We start from the raw sequence: 20,156 nt of genomic DNA on the forward strand, positions 1-20,156 counted from the left end.
TCGGTCGCGGACCGAATCCCAACTCAACCCCGTTATCGGGACGACGGCGCAGTGGCGCGTGACGTCGCGCTCTCAGTGAGCGTGACTCAGCGCGAGGTCTTCGTGAACGGTTCGAACGCCACGGGCACTTCGGTGGCGTGGCGTCTGGCCGCGCCGGTGACTCCGTCGGTTCCGCCGTCTCACGGGCTGTCGATCGGTTGCTCAGCCCCGGCCGAGTAGTTCGAAACGACCGACCCTCCGGGTTGAGACGAGAGCCCCGTCAGATCAGATCAGATCGCGGACCCACGCGGCGACCCGGTGGCCGCGCCCGCCGCCGGGACGCTGTTCGACCCCGCCGGCGCGCCCACCGGGGTACGGGACGACGCTGACGCGGCGGAAGACGGTCTCGGGGTCTTTCGTCCGGGTCCACATCAGCCGGGTCCGCGCGAGCAACCAGAGCTTCCGCCCCGTCGAGAGCGAGGGCGTCTCCGAGAGCACGTCGTAGTCGCGGCGGCGGATGGCCCGGTGGTGGTCGGCGTACAACACCGCCGCGAGCAGGACGGCGAACTGGCAGTCGTCGGGGAGGTATTTGATGCCGGCGACGCCCTCCCGGTAGAGTTCCTCGGTGCGGCCGAGTTCGTCCCGCATCACTGCCCGAAAGCCCTCGGTGAACGCGAAGTTCTTGACCTCCTGCCCACTCACGCCGTGGCGGTGGAGCGTCTCGCGGGGGAGGTAGATCCGGTCGCGCTCGACGACGTCCTCGCGCACGTCGCGGAGGAAGTTCGACATCTGGAACGCCTCGCCGAGGGCGGTCGCGTACGGAAGCGCCCGCTCGCGCTCGTCGGGGTCCATCACCGCCGTCATCATCCGCCCGACGGCCGCGGCCGATCCGTCCATGTACGCCTCCAGTTCCTCGTAGGTCTCGTACCGACTCGTGTCGATGTCGGTTCGCATCGCGTCGATGAACACCTCGACGTCCGCGTCGTCGATCCCGACGTCATCGCGGACCTCACAGAAGGCGGCGAGCACCTCGTCCGTGGCCTCGCGCTCGCCGAGCGCCTCCGCGCGTAGTCGGTCGAGTTCGGCCCGCTGTTCGTCGGGCGGTGCGGGATCGGTCGTGTCGACCACCTCGTCGGCCACGCGGAAGAACGCGTAGAGAACGTACGTGGCGTGCCTGACGCGCTGTGGGAGCAGGCGTGTCGCGAGGTGGAACGTCTTACCGGTCCGTCGCTGGATCCGCTTGCTCTGCTCGACCTGTCTTGTGTTCACCATTGTACTGAGAGAGACGGCAGGGTCGTCTGTCCGTGGCACCCGGGAGGGCCAGGCATCGTAGTACGTCTAATATGGTGCTCTCGTAGTATAACGCTTGAGGCCGCTCGACCACTCGACGGACCGCCCGGTGATCGGTCGCCGCCGGGCGAACCGCGCGACCGCTGGTTGGCACGCATCCCCGTCACCAGAACGTATCGCTGCAGTCGTAGACGACCCCGTGTTCGGGACAGACGTACTTGCAGTGACGATGGTTCATCCCCGCCCCACAGAGTGGGCAGGGCCGACCCCGGATCTGCTCCTGCATACGAACGTAGGAGGACCCATCGGCAAAGACTGTTTCTCTCCCGACAGCCGGAGAGGTCGCCGACGTCTGTCGAAGTTGGGGCTGATTTGGAAGAGAGTGTACCGTGAGTTCGGCCAACGAATATGCCCGTCCGGGCTCCCTTCTCCAGTATGAGCTCATCTTCGGGGCAGTCGACACCGCGGTCGTGGCGGCGACGGGCGATCGACGCCACGGTCGCGTTCGCCGTCGGCGTCGGCGCGGTCGCCGGATCGTACGCGGCGGTCGGTCCGACTCCGGGGTTCGTCGCCGCCCCGGTCGCGACCTGGGTGACCGCGCGTACGCCGGACGCGGTCGTCACCTGGGCGATCCTGACGCTCGGGAGTCTGGGTCAGTCGCTCGGGTTCGTTCTCGCGCTCGCGCTGACCGTTGGGGGCCTCGCCGTCGTCGGTGGGATGGCCTCCCGTCTCGGCCGGGCGGCCGGCGGCGACCGGCTCCCGGTGGTCATCGCGGGCGGTGTCGCCGTCCTCGCCGCCACCCTCGCGCTCACGTCCGCGCCTCTCTCGGCGCTCGGCGCGGGGCTCGGCGCGGGACTCGTCCTCCTCGCCGCCGACTGGTCGGCGCTTGTGGGCACCGACGACGGGACGACGCCGGAGCGCCGCGGCTTCCTCCGCGTCGTCGCCGCGACGGTCGCCGTCGCCGGCGGTGGCGCGTTCGTCGGCTCCCGCGCGCGAACCGGCGCAACCGGCGACACGAGCGGGGCGGAGAGCGGCTCGATGGCCGGGTTGACGGGTGACGCGGTCGTTGACGGCCTCCTCGGAGCCGCGTCCGACCGGACGCTCGACCTCCCCGACCTCGACCCGCTCGTCTCCCGGGAGTTCTACCAGGTCGACATCAACAGCGTCGACCCCGATCTCTCGTCCGACGACTGGTCGCTCCGCGTGACCGGCGCGGTCGACGAGGAGCGCGCGTTCGGCTACGACGAACTCACGAGCCGGCCCGCCGAACACCGCTTCGTCACGCTCCAGTGCGTCGGCGACGCGCTCAACGGGAAGAAGATCGACACCGCCCTGTGGACGGGCGTCCCGATCGCGGAACTGCTCCCGGACCTCCCCGACGAGTGCTGTGTGATGCTCCGGGCGGCCGACGACTACTACGAGGAGTTCCCGATGGCCGCACTCAGAAACGGCTTCCTGGCTTATCGGATGAACGGCCGGTCGCTCCCGCGCGGTCACGGCCACCCGGTCCGGGCGCTCATCCCCGGGCACTGGGGGGAGATCAACGTCAAGTGGCTCACCGAGATCGAAGTGCTGGAGGAGGAGGTCGACGGCTACTGGGAGGAGCGCGGCTGGCACGGGACCGGTCCGGTCAACACCGTGGCGAAGCTCCACTCGGTCTCCGCGACCGACACCGGCGTCCGGGTGGGCGGTCACGCCTACGCGGGCACCCGCGGCATCGACCGCGTCGCGGTGTCGACCGACGGCGGCAACTCCTGGGCCGAGGCGACGCTCTCGGAACCCCTCCCCGGAGCCGTCGACGCCGCGACGGGCGACTCCCTGCGCGAGACCGCCACCGACGCCTGGCGCATGTGGTCTCACGAGTACGCCGCGACGGAGCCACACGAGGTGGTCGTCCGTGCGGTCGACGGATCGGGCACCGTCCAGACGGAGACCGAACAGCGCGCGTTCCCGCGCGGGGCGACCGGCTGGGTCTCCCAGCAGGTCGACCCACGGAGATTATAACACGACCGTGCGAATCCCAGGAACGCTCAGATGGAGAAGGCGCTCTGGTATCTGCTCACGGCGACACGTGGCGGTGAGAACCGCGTCCGGCTCATCCGTGCGCTATCGGAGCGTCCGCGCAACGCGAACAAACTCGCGGAGGAACTCGACGTGAGCTACAAGACCGTCCGCCATCACCTCGACATGCTCGAAGACCACGGCATCGTGGAGGGCGGCGGCAACGAGTACGGCAAGCTCTACTTCCTCACGGACCAGTTCGAGCACAACCGCGAGACCTTCGAGCACATCACGGAGCACATGGAGTAGCTATGACGATGCAACTCACGATCCAGGCTGCGAGCGTTCTCGCGGGTGTGAACATCATCTTCCTCACCGCGCTGTCGGGCGTGTGGCTCCGCAACTACCGCACCTTCCGGACGCCGCTCGTCCTCGGGCTCGTCGCGTTCAGCGGCGTCATGCTCGTCGAGAACGCCCTCGCGCTGTACTTCTTCTTCACGATGCAGAGCCTCTACTCGGGCGACCCGCACGTCCAGCAGGCCGTGCTCGTCCTCCGCGGGCTCCAGTTGGTCGCGATCGGCTTCCTGACCTACGTCACGATGCGCTGATGGGGAGAGATACGCTCTTTTGTGCGCCGTCACAACGGCCGACGTGTTCCGTCGCCTCCGCAAGAACGGGCCCATCGTGCTCGTGCCGCTGGCATGGTCGTTCGTCACCGCCGCGCATCTCGGTTATGTCTCCCCGCGCACGCTCTTGGCGGCGCACGTGGTGATGAACGTCGTCTTCGTCGTCTTCACTGCGGCGTCGTGGTCGGAGATGCGCTCGGGCGTCCTCTACGCGTGGAAACTCGTCCTCTTGGTCGGCTTCGGCTTCACCGCCGCTGGGACGGTCGCGCTCGCGGTCGCTCCCACCGCCACGGACCTCGTCGCGATCATGCTCGCGGCGTGGATGCTCGTCCCGGCGGCCGCGTTCGTCTACACGGCGCGGAACGTCGCCGAAGCGCCGGGCGTCTACCGCGCGGCGGCCGCCCTCAGCGTCCTCGGCTGGGCCGTCTACTTCGGGAGCCCGCTCGTCTCGCTCGGCGGGCCGGCGACCATCGCCGGCCTCACGCTCGTCAACGTCGGGCAGACGGCCGGCATCGCAAACGCGGTCGTCCAGTACTGAACTGATCGGTACGGCTCCGCCTCGGTCTCTCTCCCGCACCGCGATGACAGCCCTCAGACGGTGTTTATTTCCCGAACCGACGTACGGAATGAGACCATGTAGTTCGCCACCCTTCCCCCCGTTTGCCGATCTCGCCGTCTTCGGCTTCATCGCCCTCGTCGTCCTCGCCACCGTCGGCCTCGTCGGCGCGCTCGCGTACCTCGACCACCGCAAGACGATGGCGCTCGTCGAGACCGGACAGTACGCCGCGTCCGAGCGCGACGGCCGCGACTGGGTGCTCGCCGTCGGGCTCGTCCTCGTGGCGATCGGTCTCGGGGGGATCGCCGAGACGCTCGTCGCCGGCGCACCCGTCGAGGGGCTGACGACCGCGTTCGTCGGCCTCGCCGCGCTCGCGTACTACGCGGTGAAACGCCGTGCGACCGCCGCTCCCGCGGCCGACCGCGACGGCGGTCTCGACTCGTGACGACTCCTAACGAGTCGTCCCGCCCCGCGGACGCTCTCGGACCCCGTTCTCGCCCGTTCACCGGGTCGGCCTCGCTCGCCGCCGTCGGCTCGCCCGCCGCCGTTCAGTTCGCCGTCTCGGTCGGCGTCGCCGTCTCGCCCGCGATTTCTCGGGCCGCCGTCGCCTTCCTCGCGGTGATGGCGATGAGCTCTTCGGTGATCTCCGTCAGCGAGTCGGCGGGTTCGGAGAGGTCGTCGAGGAACGTCTGTAGCGACGCCTCGGCGTCGTCGAGCTCGCTCGCGGCACGCTGGGCCGTCTCGACCGCGCTCTCGGAGTTGTTCTGGTCCTGTGCTCGCGCCGCGGCCAGGCGGCTGACCGCCCTGCTCAGCCGCTCCACCCGGGATCGAAGCCCGCCCAGGGCAGCGATCTCCGCGTCGAACTGTGCGATCTTCGCCTCGTAGTCGGCCGTGTCGATGTTGCTGATGACGCTGACGGCCGCCGCGTCTGTCTCGGCACGGAGGCTCTCGAACAGCGGCATCGCCAGTTGACGCTCGCTCTCCATCCGCGAGAGGTTGTCTCGGGCGTCCTCGCCGTCCTCTTGGTCGATCCCGTTTCGCGCCCGTTCCAGCTCGAAAAAGGCGTTTCCGAGCGCGGTCTGTATCTGGAGGGCGAGTTCGAGAAAGCGGATCGTGACCGCCAGTCGCTCGACGGTCCGTTGCTGCTCCCGGGTGACCGCGCGCTCCCGTGCGGTCTCCAGCTCCGTCTCCGCCTCCGTGAGGGAGCCTGCGATCCGCCCGCCGCGGAAGTCGGTCGTCGAGGCGTCGGCCCCCAGGAGGCTGTCGCTGTCGGCCCCGCCGTACGTCGCGACGACGGAGTTCAGCGTCTTTTCCACCTCCGCGATCGCCTCGTTCCCCGCCCGTTCGGGCGCACCGGGGGTGGCCGTCCCCGTCTCTGTCGGTGTGTCGGTCTGTGTGTCGGTCGCGGTCTGTGTGTCGGTCGCGGTCTGTGTGTCGGCCGCCGTCGGCGTCGCGGTCTGTGTCTCCGTTGCGGCGTCTTGCCCGCTACAGCCAGCGACGGCAGCCGTGAGGAGTGCGAGGACCCGTCTGCGGTGCATAACACAGTATCACTGCTGAAAGAGTATCAGTGTATCCGAAACCAGTGCTCCTCGGTGCCCGCCCGCGCGACTGCGGCGGGAGCCCGAACAGGGCCGTCCTCGACCGTCGCGCCAGCGACCCGTCGCCGGACAGCCACCGATCCGAGTTATATCAATAATAATATAGTTGAACGAACAGTCAGTCGTGGTTATCGGTGTATATCCGCGATATGGGCGAGAATACACCGATTCGTGATGGTCGCTGGTCGCTGAAGATCGTATCAAATGAAGATAATTTGGGTCGGAGTTGGCACAGAGTCGACCCACATCTTGAAAAACGAATATGATTCACGCTCGCCAGGATCGACCGGACGACAATGACAGACGACTCACAACTCCCGACCTCACGGAGACGCTTCCTCGCAGCCACCGGGACCGCCGTCGGCGGTCTCGCCCTCGGCGGCACGGCCCTCGCTCAGCAGGGGGGCGGCAGCCAGGCGAACGCCGCCCGGAGCTACCGCGTCACCGTCGCGAACCTCACACCGTCTCAGCCCTTCACGCCGCCGGCGGTCGCGGCCCACCAGGACAGCGTCGAGGTGTTCGCTGTCGGCGACGCGGCGAACACCCCGGTGCAGGAGCTCGCCGAGAACGGCAACCTCGCTCCGCTCGTCGACCTGGTCGAGAACACGAACGCGATCCGCGGCGCGGCCGTCGGCGACACGCCGCTCGTCCCGTCGAGCGACCCCGGCGGCACTGGCTTCCCGTACTTCGTCGAACTCCAACTCGCCGCGGACGCCAGCGCGACGGCACTCTCGTTCGTCTCGATGCTCATCGCGACCAACGACGGCTTCGTCGGCCTCGACACCGTCCCGCTCCCCACCCGGGTCAACATGTCGGTGACTTACTACGCCCAGGGGTACGACGCCGGCACCGAACAGAACACGGAGGAGTTCGCCGACCTCGTCCCTGAGGCCCAAGAACTCACCGGCGAGGTCAGCCCGGACGTCGACGGGACGGCCGAGAGCAACCCCGAACTCGCGGAGGACGGCGTCATCACGCCCCATCCGGGGATCACCGGCACCGGCGACCTCCCGACGGAGTTCGACTGGGACGAACCGGCCGCGTCGGTCCAGGTCGAACGGATCAGCTGAGCTGCGCTCCCAACCGGCTCTGCTGACCACCGTTCTCGACGCACCGAGAGAAAAAAGAGCCAAAACCGCGATGTGGCGCGCGTTACGCGCCAGTTCGATCGACGCTCAGCACTCCGACCAGCCGCAGGACTCGCAGGTCTTGCAGCCTTCAGAGAAGTACAGCGTCATGTTGCCGCACTCGGGGCACTCGGGGCTCTCGCCCGCGTCGAGTAAGTCCTGCGTGGCGTCCGCTCTCGCTCCCTCGTCGGCGTCGAGCGTCGGGGCGTCGCCACTCTGCTGGGCGACCGCCGCACCGCCGTCGGTCTCACCCGCACCGGCCTCACGCTCGCGCGCCTCGGCCTCGAGTTCGGAGAGGTTCTTCTGCTGCGGGTACTGCTTGTCGATCTCGCCGTCGAGGTAGCGCCGCATCGCCGTGCCGATGGCGTCGGGGATGGAGTTGATCTGCTCGCCCTTGTCCCAGGCCACCTTCGGAGAGCGGATCCCCTGGAGCTCGCTCGCGATCTCCTCGGGATCGACGCCCGAGCGCAGTGCCGTGGAGATGGTCTTGGCGAGCGCCTCGGTGAACGAGGCGGTGAACCCGCCCGAGTTACCGATGTTGGCGAACAGCTCGAACGGGTTCCCCTGGGCGTCCTCGTTGATGTTGACGTACAGCTTTCCGTAGCCCGTGTCGATGCGCTGGGTGACGCCGTGGAGGACGGCCGGCCGCGGCCGCTTCTTGCCGAGTTTCTGCCCGCCGCCGAGCAGCGCTTCGACGTCGGCTTCGAGTTGGGCGCGGACCTCCTCGCTGTCGAGGAAGCCCTCGATACCGCCGAACACCTCCTCGATCTGCCCGACGATGGTCTCGGCGGCCTCCTCGTCGTCGGCGAACTCGGCGTTCTTCGCGCGCGTCGTCAGCACCTGCTTCGAGCGCGTTCCGTCGCGGTACACCGTTACACCCTTCCCGCCGTTGTCGTAGATGTACCGGTAGACCTCGTCCATGTCCTCCCGGCTCGCGGAGTTCGGGAAGTTACAGGTCTTCGAGATGGCCGAGTCGACGCCCTCCTGGCAGGCACACTGGACCGCAGCGTGTTCTTTTCCACTCAGGTCGGCGGTGACGACGAACAGTTCGCCGATGGCCTTCGGGACGGCCGAAAGCCCCTCGACGCCGTCGAACTCGTTGTTCTGCATCTGCTCGACGGCCTCGGACTTGACGGCTTCGACGTCGATGTCGTTCGCCTCCAGGACACGCAGGAAGTAGTCGTCGAACTCGACGAGCATCTCGTCGCCCTGGACGTCGTCGGAGACGTTCTTGAAGTACGCGACGGAGAAGATCGGCTCACAGCCACCCGAGGTGTTGCCGATCATCGAGGTGGTTCCCGTCGGAGCGATGGTCGTCGTGTTGTGGTTGCGGACGGGGAAGCCGTCGGCCCACTCCTCGGCCGAGAGACCGGTGTGGTGCTCGAACCACTCGCGGTATTCGAGCGGGTCGGCGTACTTCGAGTCGTCCCAGTCGGCGAAGTTACCGCGCTCCTGTGCGAGTTCGTGCGACGCCCACTTCGACTCGTGGTTGATGTGTTTCATCAACTGGCGGGCGACCTCGTTCCCCTCCTCGGAGCCGTAGCGGACACCGAGCTGGAGGTACAGCTGGGCCAAGCCCATGACGCCGAGCCCGATCTTCCGCATCTCGCGGACCTTCTTTTCGATCTTCTCGACGGGGAAGTCCGACATCGTGACGACGTTCTCCAAAAAGCGCGTCCCGAGGTCGATGCGCGTGTCGAACTCTTCCATGTCGATGGCTTCCTGGAGGAAGGCGTCGACTGCTTCGTCGAGCGAGTCGTACTCGTCGGCGTGTTCGTCGGACCAGACGCGCCAGTCCGGCGCGTCGAGGTCGGCGACGGTCGAGAGGTTGATGTGACCGAGGTTGCACGCCTCGTACTCCTCGAGCGGCTGTTCGCCGCAGTTGTGGACGACGAGACCGTTCGCGACGAACGAGTGCGTGTCGGGTTCGGTCAGGTCGTACACCGGTTCGTGACCGTCTGCCTCGACCGATTCGACTGTCGCTTCGAACCGCTCGGCGTACGGTCCACGGTCGTATGCGTCGAGACGCTCCGCGAGTGCGGCGTTTTTCCGCTCGTGGAGGAAGCCGACCTCCTCGTCGAATCGGACGAGATTGTCCTTTCCGATGATGAGTTCGTGCTGTGCAGCGGTCTCGTACGCCCTCGTTCCGCCGCGTCCGTCGGGAAGTTCTTTTTCACCTGCCTTCCGGCGGTTCTCGTGCAGTTTGCTCGCGATACCGAAGTTGAGCAGGAGTTGCTGGACCTGCCGCAGAAGGTCGGTGTGGTTGCTGGAGAGTCGGACAGAGACGCCTTTTTCGACGTTCCCCTGGACACTCCCGTCCGCGGAGAACAGCGCTCGGAGGAAGCCACGGGCCATCTCTTCGCTCCCCTGCATGACGGCGTCCGGCACCTGATGTTTCTGCTTCACGAGCCCGGCACTGTCGGCGTACTCGTACAGTCTGGCCGAACGGATTCGCTGTTCGACCGCCTGGGAACCACGGTAGTCGTTGCCGCGGTCGATGGTGCTCACGCCGACATCGTAGTTTGCGTTGCCGACCGGCTCCCGAACGACCGCGTTCACATCGTCGGCAAACGACTCCGAGAGGGTCGAATCGTCGTCATAGAAGTTCAGGACTGCTCGTTCTTCGCCGTGTTTGAGATGACCGTCGCCGACGACCCATCCAAGGACACGGCCCTCCTCGGCGCTTCCATGCCGTCCGAACGCACCCTTCCGGTTCTGGATGTGGACGGTGTCGCCCGCCGAAAGGTCCTGCGCCTCGACCCAGCCATCGTTGGTCATCACCTGATGATCGGCCGTGAGGCGGAGTTCGTACCCTTCCTCGGTTGTGAGCTTGTAGACGTCCTTCTCGCCGGTCTTGTAGACGCTACTTGCTTCTTTGACCAGGTCCTGGCTCAGCCGGCCGTCGACGACGACGTCCCGCGCGACGCCCTGTTCGTACAGCTCGTCGGCTCGTGCCAGCCCGCTTTGGGTGCTGACGAGCGTGTCGCCCGTCACACACGGGTTGGTCGCGAGGATGCGGTGGTCCGGATGTTTCTCGACGTCGAACGAGTGCTGTTTGTTCACTCGTTCGAGGTAGATGACGCCCGGTTCGCCGTTCTCGTAGGCGCCGTCGACCATGTGTTCCCAGAGGTCTGCGGCGGGAATGGAGAGCACCTCGCCGACCTCGACGTGGTCGCCGAGACCGAACATCTCGTACAGTTCCTTGGTCTCGGGCGTCGCGACGTGTGGCTCCTCGGTGCGGGGGTTGGTGAAGACGAACTCCTCGTCGTTCTCCAGCGCCGTCATGAAGTCGTCCGTCACCCCCACCGAGATGTTGAAGTTCGAGAGGTGGCCCTCGACGGCGTTGCGGAGGTGCTTCGGGACGCGACCCTCCTCGTCGATCAGCTCGCGCGCTTCTTCGAGCGCGTCGGCGAACGAGGTGTGCGTGAAGTCGTCGGGATCGTTCAGTCTGAGCGAGTGCGCGAGCGAGACGTCCTTGTTCTTCGCGTGGATGAACTGGATGACGTCGGGGTGAGAGACGCGCATGACGCCCATCTGGGCACCGCGGCGGGCCCCACCCTGTGCGATCGTCTCACACATCTGATCGTACGTGCGCATGAAAGTAATTGGACCAGATGCGATGCCACCGGTAGAGCCGACGGCGTCGCCGTACGGCCGGAGCCGCCAGAAGGCGTAGCCCATGCCGCCGCCGCTATTGTGCGAAACGACGGAGTTCGCGACGTATTCGTGGTTGTCCGCGACAGTGACGTCGTAGACCGTCTCCGGCTCGCACTGTTCAACAGTTTCTACCTGCTGTTCCCAGACCGAGTCTCCACTCACCGTTCCACACTGCGTTGGACCGGGTGGGGATTCGGCGATCGACGCGGACATCTCCTCCGCGCGCGTATCAACATACCCAATGCAGTCGGCGAACCGCTCCAGACCGACCGCGTCGGTCGGAGCGACGGTGAAGTAGTCACGCTCCTCGTTCTCCCACTCCCACTTCGTCACCGGCATCCCGACGCCGAGCATGAGCTGGAGCGTCTCGTCGATGAGGCGCTCGGACGAACTGTAGAGACGCGGATATCGGCCCTTCGTCAGCGTTCCGTCGGTCGAGAAGAGACCGCGGAGGAACGCGTGGATCTGGTCGTGGCCGGCGCGCCAGATCGGGTCCGGAACGCGTGCCTCGGCCGACGAGGGCTTCGCGTCTCCGAAGTTCGAGAGCCACCAGCGTTTGATCTCATGGCTGTGAATGACCGCTTCGTAACATCCCTCGGACCAGGTGTAGTCGATTCCGGTGTCGAAGAGGTCCCGCGAGAGCGTATCGAGGTGATTGAGGACGTCATCGCGGTTGATGTGGAATCGAATCCCATCCTGATGGACGGATCCATCACCGACCCAGATTCCGACGAGTTCGGCGAGGTCTGCGGTGAGCGTCGACGGTTGCGAGACCGTCTTCACGGGTTCACCGTTCGACTCCAGCCCCTGTGCAGCGCGGTACTGCTGAATCGTCGCGGTGTGGACGCCGACCGCCGAGGCGATCTCCGAGTCCGTGTGTCCCTCCTCGTGGAGGCTCGCAAACGTGTTCTCGTCGAATTCGACACCGGGTTTGCGGCCGCCAGTTCCGTTCGGTGGGAGATCGAGTTCGTTGGCTCGTCGTCGCTGGACCGTCGATGGCGAACAGTCGAGCAGTTCCGCGATCTCGTAGTCCGAACGATTCTCTGCGTGAAGCTCGGCGATCGCCTTGTTCGATACGACACGGGTTTGGGCCCACTGGCCGCCACGTGCGGTCGAGGTGAGCTGGACGGCCTGCCCGTTGTCCGGAAGCCAGCCAAGCCTGATCGAAAGAGTGTCTCCCGATTCGATGTCATCGATTTCGGTCCACTCGCCGTTCACCAGCAGGCGGTGATTCGGCGTGCCCCGAACGGAGATCCCACCCTCGGTGACGACCCGCTTCGTGGGGGCGTCGTCGTACGCGTGGATCTCGTCGACGTTCCGCGTTCGATACTCGCCTCCGTCACGCTGGACGATCGTATCGCCAGGCTCGACCTCGGCAATCGAGACGACACCCTTCCCTTCGACAGCGACGCGCGCGGTGTCGGTAAGACACTGAAAGACCTCCGCGGCTTCCTTCGCAGTCTGGTGGATGTCGGTGATGTCGTCGTCCGGCGAGTCGACGAAACACGCGCTCAACTGTTGAAGCTCGTCGCCCGCGTTCATCAGCGTCGGCGAGTTCGGCATGAACGACAGCGACTCCATCTGCTCCTGGAACGCCTCGCGGTAGTCGACCACGGTCTCCCTGATCTCCTCGGGGAGTTCGGGGACGACGGTGTCGTAGGCGAACTTGTTGACGTTGTGCGCCGACAGCGTGGTGGTGACGTCGTCGTCGGCGGTCGTCCCCACGCCGAACACCTCCGCGGCGAGTTCGTCGCGTCGCGGGTGGCCCGGCTTCAACTGGTCCGGGCCGACCTCGACGGTGAGTCCCCGCTGGTCGGCCTCGTACACCGCCTCGGCGAGTGCGATGTTCTTCGCGACGCGCGCGAACAGTTCCTCCTGGCTCTCCGTGACGTTCCCATCGGCGTCCTTCCGGAGGTAGCGCGCGGGGAGGATGTTGTTGTACGCGTTGGCCGTCAGCCGCTCTTCGAGCGTCTCGCCGTCGGTTCGTTTGATCGGTCGGACGAGTTCGTCCGCGCCGATGTCCGCGTTGCTCATCTCACTGTCCCTCCTGCCCGGCATCCCCCTGCCGGATCTGTTGTGGTGACTGGATTCCGCTCATTCGTGACGATGTTTGTGTGGGCGACTGCTGCGGTTAACTCTTGGGTTAACTCTCGGGACTCGTGGCCCGTGGGTCCCGTTCCTATCGAGTTTTTGGTTGTTCGAATGCGATCGTGTCCCGCTCGCACTACCGGTACACTACTCCCGTGGGTGCGCGACCGACTTAACGGATGCTAAACCGGAGTGAAAGTGGTCCCGCTGTCGACGAATTCGACAGACACGGCCCGCGTGTCCAGTGGAACGAATGGGGGGTTCGAACCGCTCGCGAACTCGGAGTATTCACCCCTTACTCGGCGATTCCATGGACGCCCACGCGGCTCGTCACCGTCGTATTACACCAGAATTACCTGAAAGAGTACACATTTTCGTCGGTGGCAGTTGCTCGTCGTCGATCCGGGGTCGTCCAGGCCGCTGGACCGCCGGTCGCGGCCGACGTCGGTCCAGCGGTGTATCGACCGCCGATCACCGGCGACCACTGATCGCCAATCGCCGCCGACCGACCGCCGACCGTCACGCACATGCCAGGACAGTCCTTGGTCTCGCGTATGGATCCCGTTCCGCTCGTGACGACGCTTTCGGTCCCGCTTCGGTTCGTCCTCGGCGCCGTCGCCGCCGTCGTCGCCACGCTCGTGATGGACGTCGTGATGGGCCGCCTCCCGGAGGGCGAGACGCCGCCGTTCGTCGCCTCGGGCGTCCTCACCGAGACGCCGCCCGACACCGCACCGCCACGGCTCGCCAGCGTCGTTCATTACATGGCGGGCGGGCTCACCGGTCCCCTGTTCGTCTGGTTCCTCCTCGCGAGCGAGGGGGTCCTCGGCGGCTCGTCGCTGCTGTCGACCGCCCTCGCCGGCGTCGTCCTCTACGTCCTGATGGTGGGCTTCTTCGTCGTGATCGTCCTCCCCCGTTCGCAGGTGGCCGCCCAACGTCTCGGGGCGATCCGGCGCGACTGGGCGGTGTCGGCCGCGGCGTACCTCCTCGTACTCGTCCCGATCGTCGCGGTCGGATCGACCGTCGTCTGAGACCCGAGACGACACGCCCCCAAGCTTATGCCGTCCCTGCGGCTGATGGGCGTATGAACGTCGTCGCGACCGTGCTCCAGTCCGGTCTCGGTCCCGAAAACCCGCTCGTCCAGTTGCTCGGACTCGTCGTCGCCATCGGGCTCGTCATCGTCGTCGGCCGGGTCGTCCTCAAAGTGGCATGGCGGCTCGTGACGATCGCCGCGGTGATCATCGGACTGGTCCTGCTGGCGTCGATGTTCCTGCCCGGACTGCTCTAACAGCCTCGGGCCACCGGGCCCGAGGCTGTTCACTCTCGCTCTGGCGTCGCGCCGACGGGACCGAACCGGCGGCGATTCGGTGACACCCAGTAACCGATCAGCGACCGCCGTCGGTTCCAGCGGTCGCGTCGGGCGCCTCGCTCCCGATCCCGACCTGGTCGAGGAAGTTCCGCACCACGTCGTGGCCGACCGCCGTCAACACGGACTCGGGGTGGAACTGCACGCACTCGATGGGGTACTCGCGGTGGCGCACGCCCATGACGAGCTCGTGACCCGCGTGGTCGGTCGTCGCCGACACGACGAAGCAGTCGGGCACCTCGGTCGCGATGAGCGAGTGGTAGCGACCGGCTCGGAAGCCCTGGTCCAAGCCTGAAAAGACGCCGGTCCCGTCGTGGTCCACCGGGAAGGCCTTGCCGTGGATCGGTTCGGGGGCGTGACCGACGCTCCCGCCGTAGGCGTACACCGCGGCTTCGAGGCCGAGACACACCCCGAGTGTCGGCGTCGTGGGCGAGAGTTCGCGGAGCACGGCGTTCGTTACGCCGACGTCGCGGTCGTTCTTCGGGTGGCCCGGCCCGGGGCTGATGACGATGGCGTCCGGGTCGGCGAGCGCGACATCGGAGAGTGACGCCGTGTTCTTGAACACGACGATCTCGGGGGCGGGCTCCTGTTCGGAGAAGTACTCGACGAGGTTGTAGGTGAACGAGTCGAAGTTGTCGACGACGACGAGCGTCCGTCCCGATCCAGCTTCGACGTGCGCGCCCGCGTCGCGGAGGCGGTCGAGGCGCTCTCGGTCGGTGGCTCCGTCGAGCGCGTCGCCTTCGGGCGTCGTGCTCATCGGGACACCTCCTGCTCTGCGGGACCGGCGTCGTTAGCGTCGTCTCGGTCCCCCGCGTCGACCTCGATCGCCTCCAGCGCCGCGAGGACGCCGCCCATCTTCTGTTCGGTCTCCTCGTACTCGCGTTCGGGCACCGAGTCGGCGACGATCCCCGCGCCGGCCTGGACCGTCACGACGTCTTCCGCGCCCGCGCCCTCGTCACCGTCGTCGCACATCCCCTGTTCGACGGTCGCCGTCCGGATGACGATGGCGAAGTCGGCGTCGCCCCCCCACGAGTAGTAGCCCACGCCGCCGCCGTACACCCCGCGAGGCTCGCGTTCGAGGTCGTCGATGATCTCCATCGCACGGACCTTCGGCGCGCCGGTGAGCGTCCCCGCGGGGAACGCCGCGCGCGTCGCGTCGAACGCGTCGTTGTCCTCGGCGAGCGTCCCCGTCACCGTCGATTCGATGTGCTGGACGTGCGAGTACTTCAGGACGTTCATGAACTCCTCGACGCGGACGCTCCCCGGCTCGGAGACGCGCCGGACGTCGTTGCGCGCCAGGTCGACGAGCATCGTGTGCTCGGACCGCTCTTTCCCGTCGGCGAGCATCTCGCCAGCGAGCCGGCGGTCCTCCACCGGCGACGAGCCGCGGGGGCAGGTCCCGGCGATCGGGTTCGACACGACGTGTGACCCCTGCACGGAGACGAGCGTCTCGGGGGAGGCCCCGACGATCGATCGGTCGCCGTGTCGCAGGAGGTACATGTACGGCGAGGGGTTCACCGCGCGGAGCGCGCGGTAGAAGCCGAGCGTGTCGACGTCGCCCCGGAGTTCGCGCGTGCGCGAGATGACGCCCTGGTAGATGTCGCCGTCGAGGACGTGTTCCTTCGCGCGACGGACCGCGTCCTCGTACGCCTCGCGGGGGGCGGTGTGTTCGGCTCGACGGCGGAACCCGCCGGTCTCGGGTTCGGTCGCCGACCCGAGCGTCGCGGCGACCGTCTCGGCCTCGGTGACGAGCGTCTCGTACGCGTCGAGCGGGTCGTCGTCGGGTTCGACGACGGGCGTGAACACGAGCGAGACGGCGTCGGCGGCGTGATCGAAGACGAGCGTCCGAGTCGTGAGGACGAACTGGGCGTCGGGGACGATCGGGTCGGGACGCTCGATTCCTACTTCTTCGAGCCAGAGGTCGTAGACGGCGTCGTACGCCAGAAACCCGACCAGGCCGCCGTCGAGTTGCTGGCGCTCCCGGGGCGGAAAGCCCACGCGTGGGAGGTCGGGGAGCGCCGCCCGGAGCGAGTCGAGGGTGTCGCCACCGTTCGGTTCGACGTACGCCGCGGCCGAACCGCCGAGGTCCTCGACGTCGGTCGACTCCGGCCAGACGGAGACGACCGCGTCGGGGTCGTAGCCGACGAACGAGTACCGGGCGTGTCGGTCGCCGGCGCCGTCGGGGTCGAACGCACCGTCGGGGTCCGACGACGGCGTCTTCTCCGCCGATTCGAGGAGGAAGCCGTAGTCGCTCTCCGACGAGAGCGCGGCGTACGCCGACAGCGGCTCGACGTCGATGTCGAGCGACGCCTCCAAGCGGACGACCGCCGGGTCGTCCCGGTCGAGGAGCTCACGGAACTCGTCGGCCGACCGGTCGAACGAGACGCCGGTCACGCCATCACCTCGTCCTCGTCGAGCGCGCCGAGTTCGGCCCGCCGGACCGCGCGGACGAACGCACGGACGGCGTCTGCGTCCTTGACCCCGCCAGACGACTCGACGCCGCTGGCGACGTCGACGCCGTAGGGCGCTGCGGTCTCGACCGCGCCGGCGACGTTCTCCGGGGTGAGCCCTCCGGCGAGCACCACCGGGGAGTCGATGGCGGCCGCGAGCTCCCGCGTGGCCGCCCAGTCGTGCGTCTCGCCGGTGCCACCTGCGCCCTCGTCGGTCGTCGAGTCGACCAGCACCGCGTCGGCGACGTCGTCGACCTCCCGCGCCCGCTCGCGGTCGGCCGCGTCGACCACGACCACGAGCTTCACCGACGACTCGGCGCGGACGAACTGGAACTCCTCGGGGTCGAAGTCGGCGTGTAGCTGGAGGACGTCCGGCTGGACCGTCCGGGCGAGCCCGACCGCGTGGGTCGGCGACTCGGGCATGAGGACGAGCGTCGTCGTCACGAACGGCGGGGCCGCCGCGACGAGATCGGCGGCCGTTGTGGCGTCGACCTCGCGGGGGGTGTCGACCGGGACGTCGGCGATGAAGCCGAGCGCGTCGGCCCCGGCGTCGACGGCCAGCGCGAGGTCCTCTCGGTTCGTCAGGCCGCAGATCTTCACGCGCGTCATCGAGGCTACGCCTCCGTCCAGGGGTCGGCCTCGTCGGTCGACGCCTGGAGGTCGGCTAACTTCTCGGCCGCGGCACCCTCGTCGATGGCCGCGCGGGCCTCGTCGACGCCGGCTTCGATGGAGTCCGCGAGCCCCGCGACGTACACCGCAGCGCCCGCGTTCGCGAGGATGATGTCCCGTTTGGCACCCTCCACCTCACCCGTGACGATCCCGCGGAGGTCAGCGGCGTTCTCCTCGGGGCTTCCCCCGGAGACCGCCTCGACCGGGGCGGCGTCGAGCCCGATCCCTTCGGGAGTGAGCGTGTACTCCTCGATCTCCCGACCGTGGACCTCGGCGACGGTCGTCTCGTCGTGGAGGCAGATCTCGTCCATCCCCGACCCGTGGACGACGAGCGCGTGCTCGACCGGCATGTGGGCGAGCGCGCGGGCGACGATCGGAACGAGGTCGGGGTCGTAGACGCCGAGCACCTGCGCTTCGGCCCCGGCGGGGTTGGTGAGCGGCCCGAGCACGTTGAACAGCGTCCGCATCCCGAGTTCCTTCCGGGGGCCGATGACGGCCTTCATCGCGGGGTGGAAGACGGGGGCGAGCATGAAGCCGATCCCGTCGCGCTCGATCGCGGTCTCGACCGACGCGGGGTCGGCGTCGACCTCGACGCCCGCGACCTCGAGGACGTCCGCGCTCCCCGACGACGACGAGACGGAGTAGTTGCCGTGTTTGGCGATGGCCGCGCCCGCGCCCGCGGTGACGATGGCGCTTGTCGTCGAGACGTTGATCGTGTCGTAGTCGTCGCCACCGGTGCCGCAGGTGTCGACGAGCGGGCGGCGCGCGGGGTCGATCGTGCGTGCCGCGTCGCGCATCCCCTGTGCGAACCCCGCGATCTCCGCCTCGGTCTCGCCTTTCGCTCTGAGCGCGGCCAGGAGTGCGCCGATCTGTGCCTCGGTCGCCCCCTCGAAGACCAGGGTGGCAGCCTCCCGTGCCGCTTCGACTCCGAGGTCCTCACCGTCGGTCACGCGTCTGATGTAGTCCTGCATTGGTAGTCACCGATGTATTGATTCGGGTTGTGATGGACAAATCAGTACATCTGCTTAAGACTGTCGGGTCCGGGCTTCGAGCGCGTGGCCCCGAGTCCAATACCAATACACTTTGGTAGAGTACTCTTGACCCTCGCGGCCCTCTCTCTGAATACCCCCCAGAGGACCGGTCGACCGGTCAGGGCGTTGCACCCGGTGGCGACCGGTCTCCGACTGTGGGGGAATCGAGAGAGGGACGGACATCCGACGGTCATCCCGGCCTGGGTACTGGGGGGTACCGAGGCCTCTCTGGGGTGCCGTTCCGCGTCGCGTCCGACCACACCGGCGGATGCGTCCGACACTCGTATGGGGGCGTGAGGGGAGAGACCCGGGGGGATATATGTCGTCGCTGTTTTCGACGCCGTCAGGTGCGCGTGCGGACGACGGTCTCGACGACCGATCGGACGGGAAACCGGGGTCGTGTGCGGGGCGTGGGGGTCGCGGCTTCCGGGCCGCGAGCGGTCGTGAGTGAGAGAGCGTGACTTACCGGAATCGCGTGCCGACTCCGGATTTCGGAACCCTTAATTACGTCCCCGGGATACGAGGTAATGCGCTCGAACGAAGCGCTGTACGCATCCAAACGGGTTGGTGGTCTAGTCTGGTTATGACACCTCCTTGACATGGAGGAGGCCGGCAGTTCAAATCTGCCCCAACCCATCCCCTTATTTCGTTTTCACCTCGCATAGTCGGACCTTTATTTCATGACCTGTCACTTTACCTGCATAGCCAGGGTGGGTACAGTGAGCCACGCAGTCGCGCTGGAACCCCCCGATTTGTGACTTCCGCGGCGGGGACGTTTTCGACGAGGATCAGCCCTGTCCGGCGCTCGATGACCGGAGGTGTTCGCCGTGACACTCCGCTGTGAGTGCGGCGGTCCCGTTCACCGTCAGGACGGGTTCAACGTCAAGAGGAATGACATTGACATCCTCCTCCGCGTGAACGCGGAGGAATCCCACGGCACCGCGCCGCTGGAATAAAAGACTGTCACGAACCGGTGTGGTTCACCTGCAAAAGAATCCAGAACCCTCTGTCCGAGAAACACCGCAAAGTCGGACTACGTACGGTGCCAGTTATCTAAATTTTTTATCATCAAATTTGGGGCCCTTGCACACGACATTTTTTTTCTGTTCCGGTCGACAAGTCCACGATCCTCTAGTTCTACAAGCGAGAGGTGGTTCAGCTTGAGGCGGAGTTTAGCCACGTCTTCATCGGCAGACGGAGGCTCATTGTCATGACGATCTCTGGGAACATCTGTTCTGGTCATGATACGGAGTACAACATCCGAAACATAATAATATATTTATATATTCACTGTGTTTATGAAACAGAGTGATTCTCAGTAGCCCTGTCCGAGACCTCACTGAAGAACGGTGTCGACGCTGAACGCGCCGTCGGCCTTCCGCACGAGGTGTGGATGTCATCGACGTCCACCTCCAACACGATCGTCACGAGAAGTACGACGACCACGGCCGCTCGCCGCTGCTCACCAGCGAGGTCGGACGGCCGGGGCGGAACACCGTCCGGGCGTGAATGTACCTCGCGACGGCTCCCTGTCTCCACACGGGCTGCCCGCACGGCCAGGATCCAGAGACCTGCGAGTACCTGAGCGACACGACTGCGAGCCAGTGTCCGTCCTCTCGAAGCCCCCATCAGGTCCGGACGGGCTCGGTCACCGTGGTGCACCCCGATCCCGACCACGAGTTACCAGCCTCGAGCCGACGCGCCGTTCGTCGCCGAAGCGG

General features: G+C 66.8%; 16 protein-coding genes and 1 tRNA gene. 9 read left to right on the forward strand and 8 right to left on the reverse strand.

Annotation, left to right across the window (positions count from 1 at the left end; all coding sequences use genetic code 11):
• Window positions 1-264 precede the first annotated feature (264 nt).
• Window positions 265-1,251, reverse strand: coding sequence for a phytoene/squalene synthase family protein (locus NKJ07_RS00215; protein ID WP_318568608.1), 987 nt, complete (start codon window positions 1,249-1,251; stop codon window positions 265-267).
• 181 nt (window positions 1,252-1,432) lie between these two features.
• Window positions 1,433-1,555, reverse strand: coding sequence for an HVO_2523 family zinc finger protein (locus tag NKJ07_RS00220; protein ID WP_318568609.1), 123 nt, complete (start codon window positions 1,553-1,555; stop codon window positions 1,433-1,435).
• A gap of 149 nt (window positions 1,556-1,704) precedes the next feature.
• Here NKJ07_RS00220 and NKJ07_RS00225 point away from each other — a divergent pair, with 149 nt between their 5' ends.
• The 5 genes from NKJ07_RS00225 (at window position 1,705) to NKJ07_RS00245 (ending at window position 4,897) form a co-directional block, all read left to right on the forward strand.
• Window positions 1,705-3,273, forward strand: a complete 1,569-nt coding sequence (locus tag NKJ07_RS00225; protein ID WP_318568610.1) for a molybdopterin-dependent oxidoreductase — start codon at window positions 1,705-1,707, stop codon at window positions 3,271-3,273.
• A 30-nt stretch (window positions 3,274-3,303) separates the two neighbouring features.
• On the forward strand, window positions 3,304-3,579 hold the full coding sequence (locus NKJ07_RS00230; protein ID WP_318568611.1) for an ArsR/SmtB family transcription factor: 276 nt from the start codon (window positions 3,304-3,306) through the stop codon (window positions 3,577-3,579).
• Between the two features lie 2 nt (window positions 3,580-3,581).
• Entirely contained in the window at window positions 3,582-3,878 is a 297-nt protein-coding gene (locus NKJ07_RS00235) for a DUF8036 family membrane protein (protein WP_425504697.1), read from the forward strand.
• A 43-nt stretch (window positions 3,879-3,921) separates the two neighbouring features.
• Window positions 3,922-4,434, forward strand: coding sequence for a hypothetical protein (locus tag NKJ07_RS00240; RefSeq protein ID WP_318568612.1), 513 nt, complete (start codon window positions 3,922-3,924; stop codon window positions 4,432-4,434).
• Window positions 4,435-4,522: 88 nt separating this feature from the next.
• On the forward strand, window positions 4,523-4,897 hold the full coding sequence (locus NKJ07_RS00245; protein WP_318568613.1) for a hypothetical protein: 375 nt from the start codon (window positions 4,523-4,525) through the stop codon (window positions 4,895-4,897).
• Window positions 4,898-5,000: 103 nt separating this feature from the next.
• On the opposite strand, the gene NKJ07_RS00250 is transcribed toward NKJ07_RS00245, so the two are convergent.
• Window positions 5,001-5,990: a coiled-coil domain-containing protein gene (locus NKJ07_RS00250; protein ID WP_318568614.1), complete on the reverse strand. Its 990-nt coding sequence runs from the start codon at window positions 5,988-5,990 to the stop codon at window positions 5,001-5,003.
• 356 nt (window positions 5,991-6,346) lie between these two features.
• On the opposite strand from NKJ07_RS00250, the gene NKJ07_RS00255 reads away from it, so the two are divergent.
• Window positions 6,347-7,120, forward strand: coding sequence for a spondin domain-containing protein (locus tag NKJ07_RS00255; protein WP_318568615.1), 774 nt, complete (start codon window positions 6,347-6,349; stop codon window positions 7,118-7,120).
• 105 nt (window positions 7,121-7,225) lie between these two features.
• Here NKJ07_RS00255 and NKJ07_RS24335 read toward each other — a convergent pair whose 3' ends face one another.
• A complete protein-coding gene (locus tag NKJ07_RS24335; RefSeq protein ID WP_425504698.1) occupies window positions 7,226-12,868 on the reverse strand; it encodes an LAGLIDADG family homing endonuclease in 5,643 nt (1,880 codons plus the stop codon).
• 608 nt (window positions 12,869-13,476) lie between these two features.
• Here NKJ07_RS24335 and NKJ07_RS00275 point away from each other — a divergent pair.
• Window positions 13,477-13,950 carry a hypothetical protein gene (locus NKJ07_RS00275; protein ID WP_318568616.1) on the forward strand — a complete coding sequence of 158 codons (474 nt, stop codon included), beginning with the start codon at window positions 13,477-13,479 and terminating at the stop codon, window positions 13,948-13,950.
• 53 nt (window positions 13,951-14,003) lie between these two features.
• Window positions 14,004-14,207, forward strand: coding sequence for a DUF8029 family protein (locus NKJ07_RS00280; RefSeq protein ID WP_318568617.1), 204 nt, complete (start codon window positions 14,004-14,006; stop codon window positions 14,205-14,207).
• A 97-nt stretch (window positions 14,208-14,304) separates the two neighbouring features.
• Here NKJ07_RS00280 and trpG read toward each other — a convergent pair whose 3' ends face one another.
• The 4 genes from trpG to trpD are packed head-to-tail and all read right to left on the reverse strand — an operon-like array spanning window position 14,305 to window position 18,375.
• Window positions 14,305-15,042 (reverse strand): anthranilate synthase component II, encoded by a 738-nt coding sequence (gene trpG, locus NKJ07_RS00285; protein ID WP_318568618.1) that lies wholly within the window; start codon window positions 15,040-15,042, stop codon window positions 14,305-14,307.
• Window positions 15,039-16,679 (reverse strand): anthranilate synthase component I, encoded by a 1,641-nt coding sequence (gene trpE / locus NKJ07_RS00290; protein ID WP_318568619.1) that lies wholly within the window; start codon window positions 16,677-16,679, stop codon window positions 15,039-15,041. The genes trpG and trpE overlap by 4 nt, the downstream gene beginning before the upstream one ends.
• Complete coding sequence (locus tag NKJ07_RS00295; protein WP_318568620.1) at window positions 16,676-17,344, reverse strand: phosphoribosylanthranilate isomerase; 669 nt, start codon at window positions 17,342-17,344, stop codon at window positions 16,676-16,678. Before NKJ07_RS00295 ends, trpE begins: the two co-directional genes overlap by 4 nt.
• 5 nt (window positions 17,345-17,349) lie before the next feature.
• Window positions 17,350-18,375, reverse strand: a complete 1,026-nt coding sequence (trpD, locus tag NKJ07_RS00300; RefSeq protein ID WP_318568621.1) for an anthranilate phosphoribosyltransferase — start codon at window positions 18,373-18,375, stop codon at window positions 17,350-17,352.
• A 621-nt stretch (window positions 18,376-18,996) separates the two neighbouring features.
• Between trpD and NKJ07_RS00305 the strand changes: the two genes are divergently transcribed.
• Window positions 18,997-19,071 (forward strand) — tRNA-Val (locus NKJ07_RS00305).
• The last annotated feature ends 1,085 nt before the right edge of the window (window positions 19,072-20,156 follow it).

The organism is Salinigranum marinum (genome assembly GCF_024228675.1).
Classification (GTDB): Archaea; Halobacteriota; Halobacteria; order Halobacteriales; family Haloferacaceae; genus Salinigranum; species Salinigranum marinum.

Bases quoted from the DNA above. Each gene is read 5' to 3' on its own strand.
- NKJ07_RS00215 (WP_318568608.1), bottom strand. From the start codon at position 1,251: ATGGTGAACACAAGACAGGTCGAGCAGAGCAAGCGGATCCAGCGACGG.
- NKJ07_RS00220 (WP_318568609.1), bottom strand. From the start codon at position 1,555: ATGCAGGAGCAGATCCGGGGTCGGCCCTGCCCACTCTGTGGGGCGGGG.
- NKJ07_RS00225 (WP_318568610.1), top strand. From the start codon at position 1,705: ATGAGCTCATCTTCGGGGCAGTCGACACCGCGGTCGTGGCGGCGACGG.
- NKJ07_RS00230 (WP_318568611.1), top strand. From the start codon at position 3,304: ATGGAGAAGGCGCTCTGGTATCTGCTCACGGCGACACGTGGCGGTGAG.
- NKJ07_RS00235 (WP_425504697.1), top strand. From the start codon at position 3,582: ATGACGATGCAACTCACGATCCAGGCTGCGAGCGTTCTCGCGGGTGTG.
- NKJ07_RS00245 (WP_318568613.1), top strand. From the start codon at position 4,523: ATGAGACCATGTAGTTCGCCACCCTTCCCCCCGTTTGCCGATCTCGCC.
- NKJ07_RS00250 (WP_318568614.1), bottom strand. From the start codon at position 5,990: ATGCACCGCAGACGGGTCCTCGCACTCCTCACGGCTGCCGTCGCTGGC.
- NKJ07_RS00255 (WP_318568615.1), top strand. From the start codon at position 6,347: ATGACAGACGACTCACAACTCCCGACCTCACGGAGACGCTTCCTCGCA.
- NKJ07_RS24335 (WP_425504698.1), bottom strand. From the start codon at position 12,868: ATGAGCAACGCGGACATCGGCGCGGACGAACTCGTCCGACCGATCAAA.
- NKJ07_RS00275 (WP_318568616.1), top strand. From the start codon at position 13,477: ATGGATCCCGTTCCGCTCGTGACGACGCTTTCGGTCCCGCTTCGGTTC.
- NKJ07_RS00280 (WP_318568617.1), top strand. From the start codon at position 14,004: ATGAACGTCGTCGCGACCGTGCTCCAGTCCGGTCTCGGTCCCGAAAAC.
- trpG (WP_318568618.1), bottom strand. From the start codon at position 15,042: ATGAGCACGACGCCCGAAGGCGACGCGCTCGACGGAGCCACCGACCGA.
- NKJ07_RS00295 (WP_318568620.1), bottom strand. From the start codon at position 17,344: ATGACGCGCGTGAAGATCTGCGGCCTGACGAACCGAGAGGACCTCGCG.
- trpD (WP_318568621.1), bottom strand. From the start codon at position 18,375: ATGCAGGACTACATCAGACGCGTGACCGACGGTGAGGACCTCGGAGTC.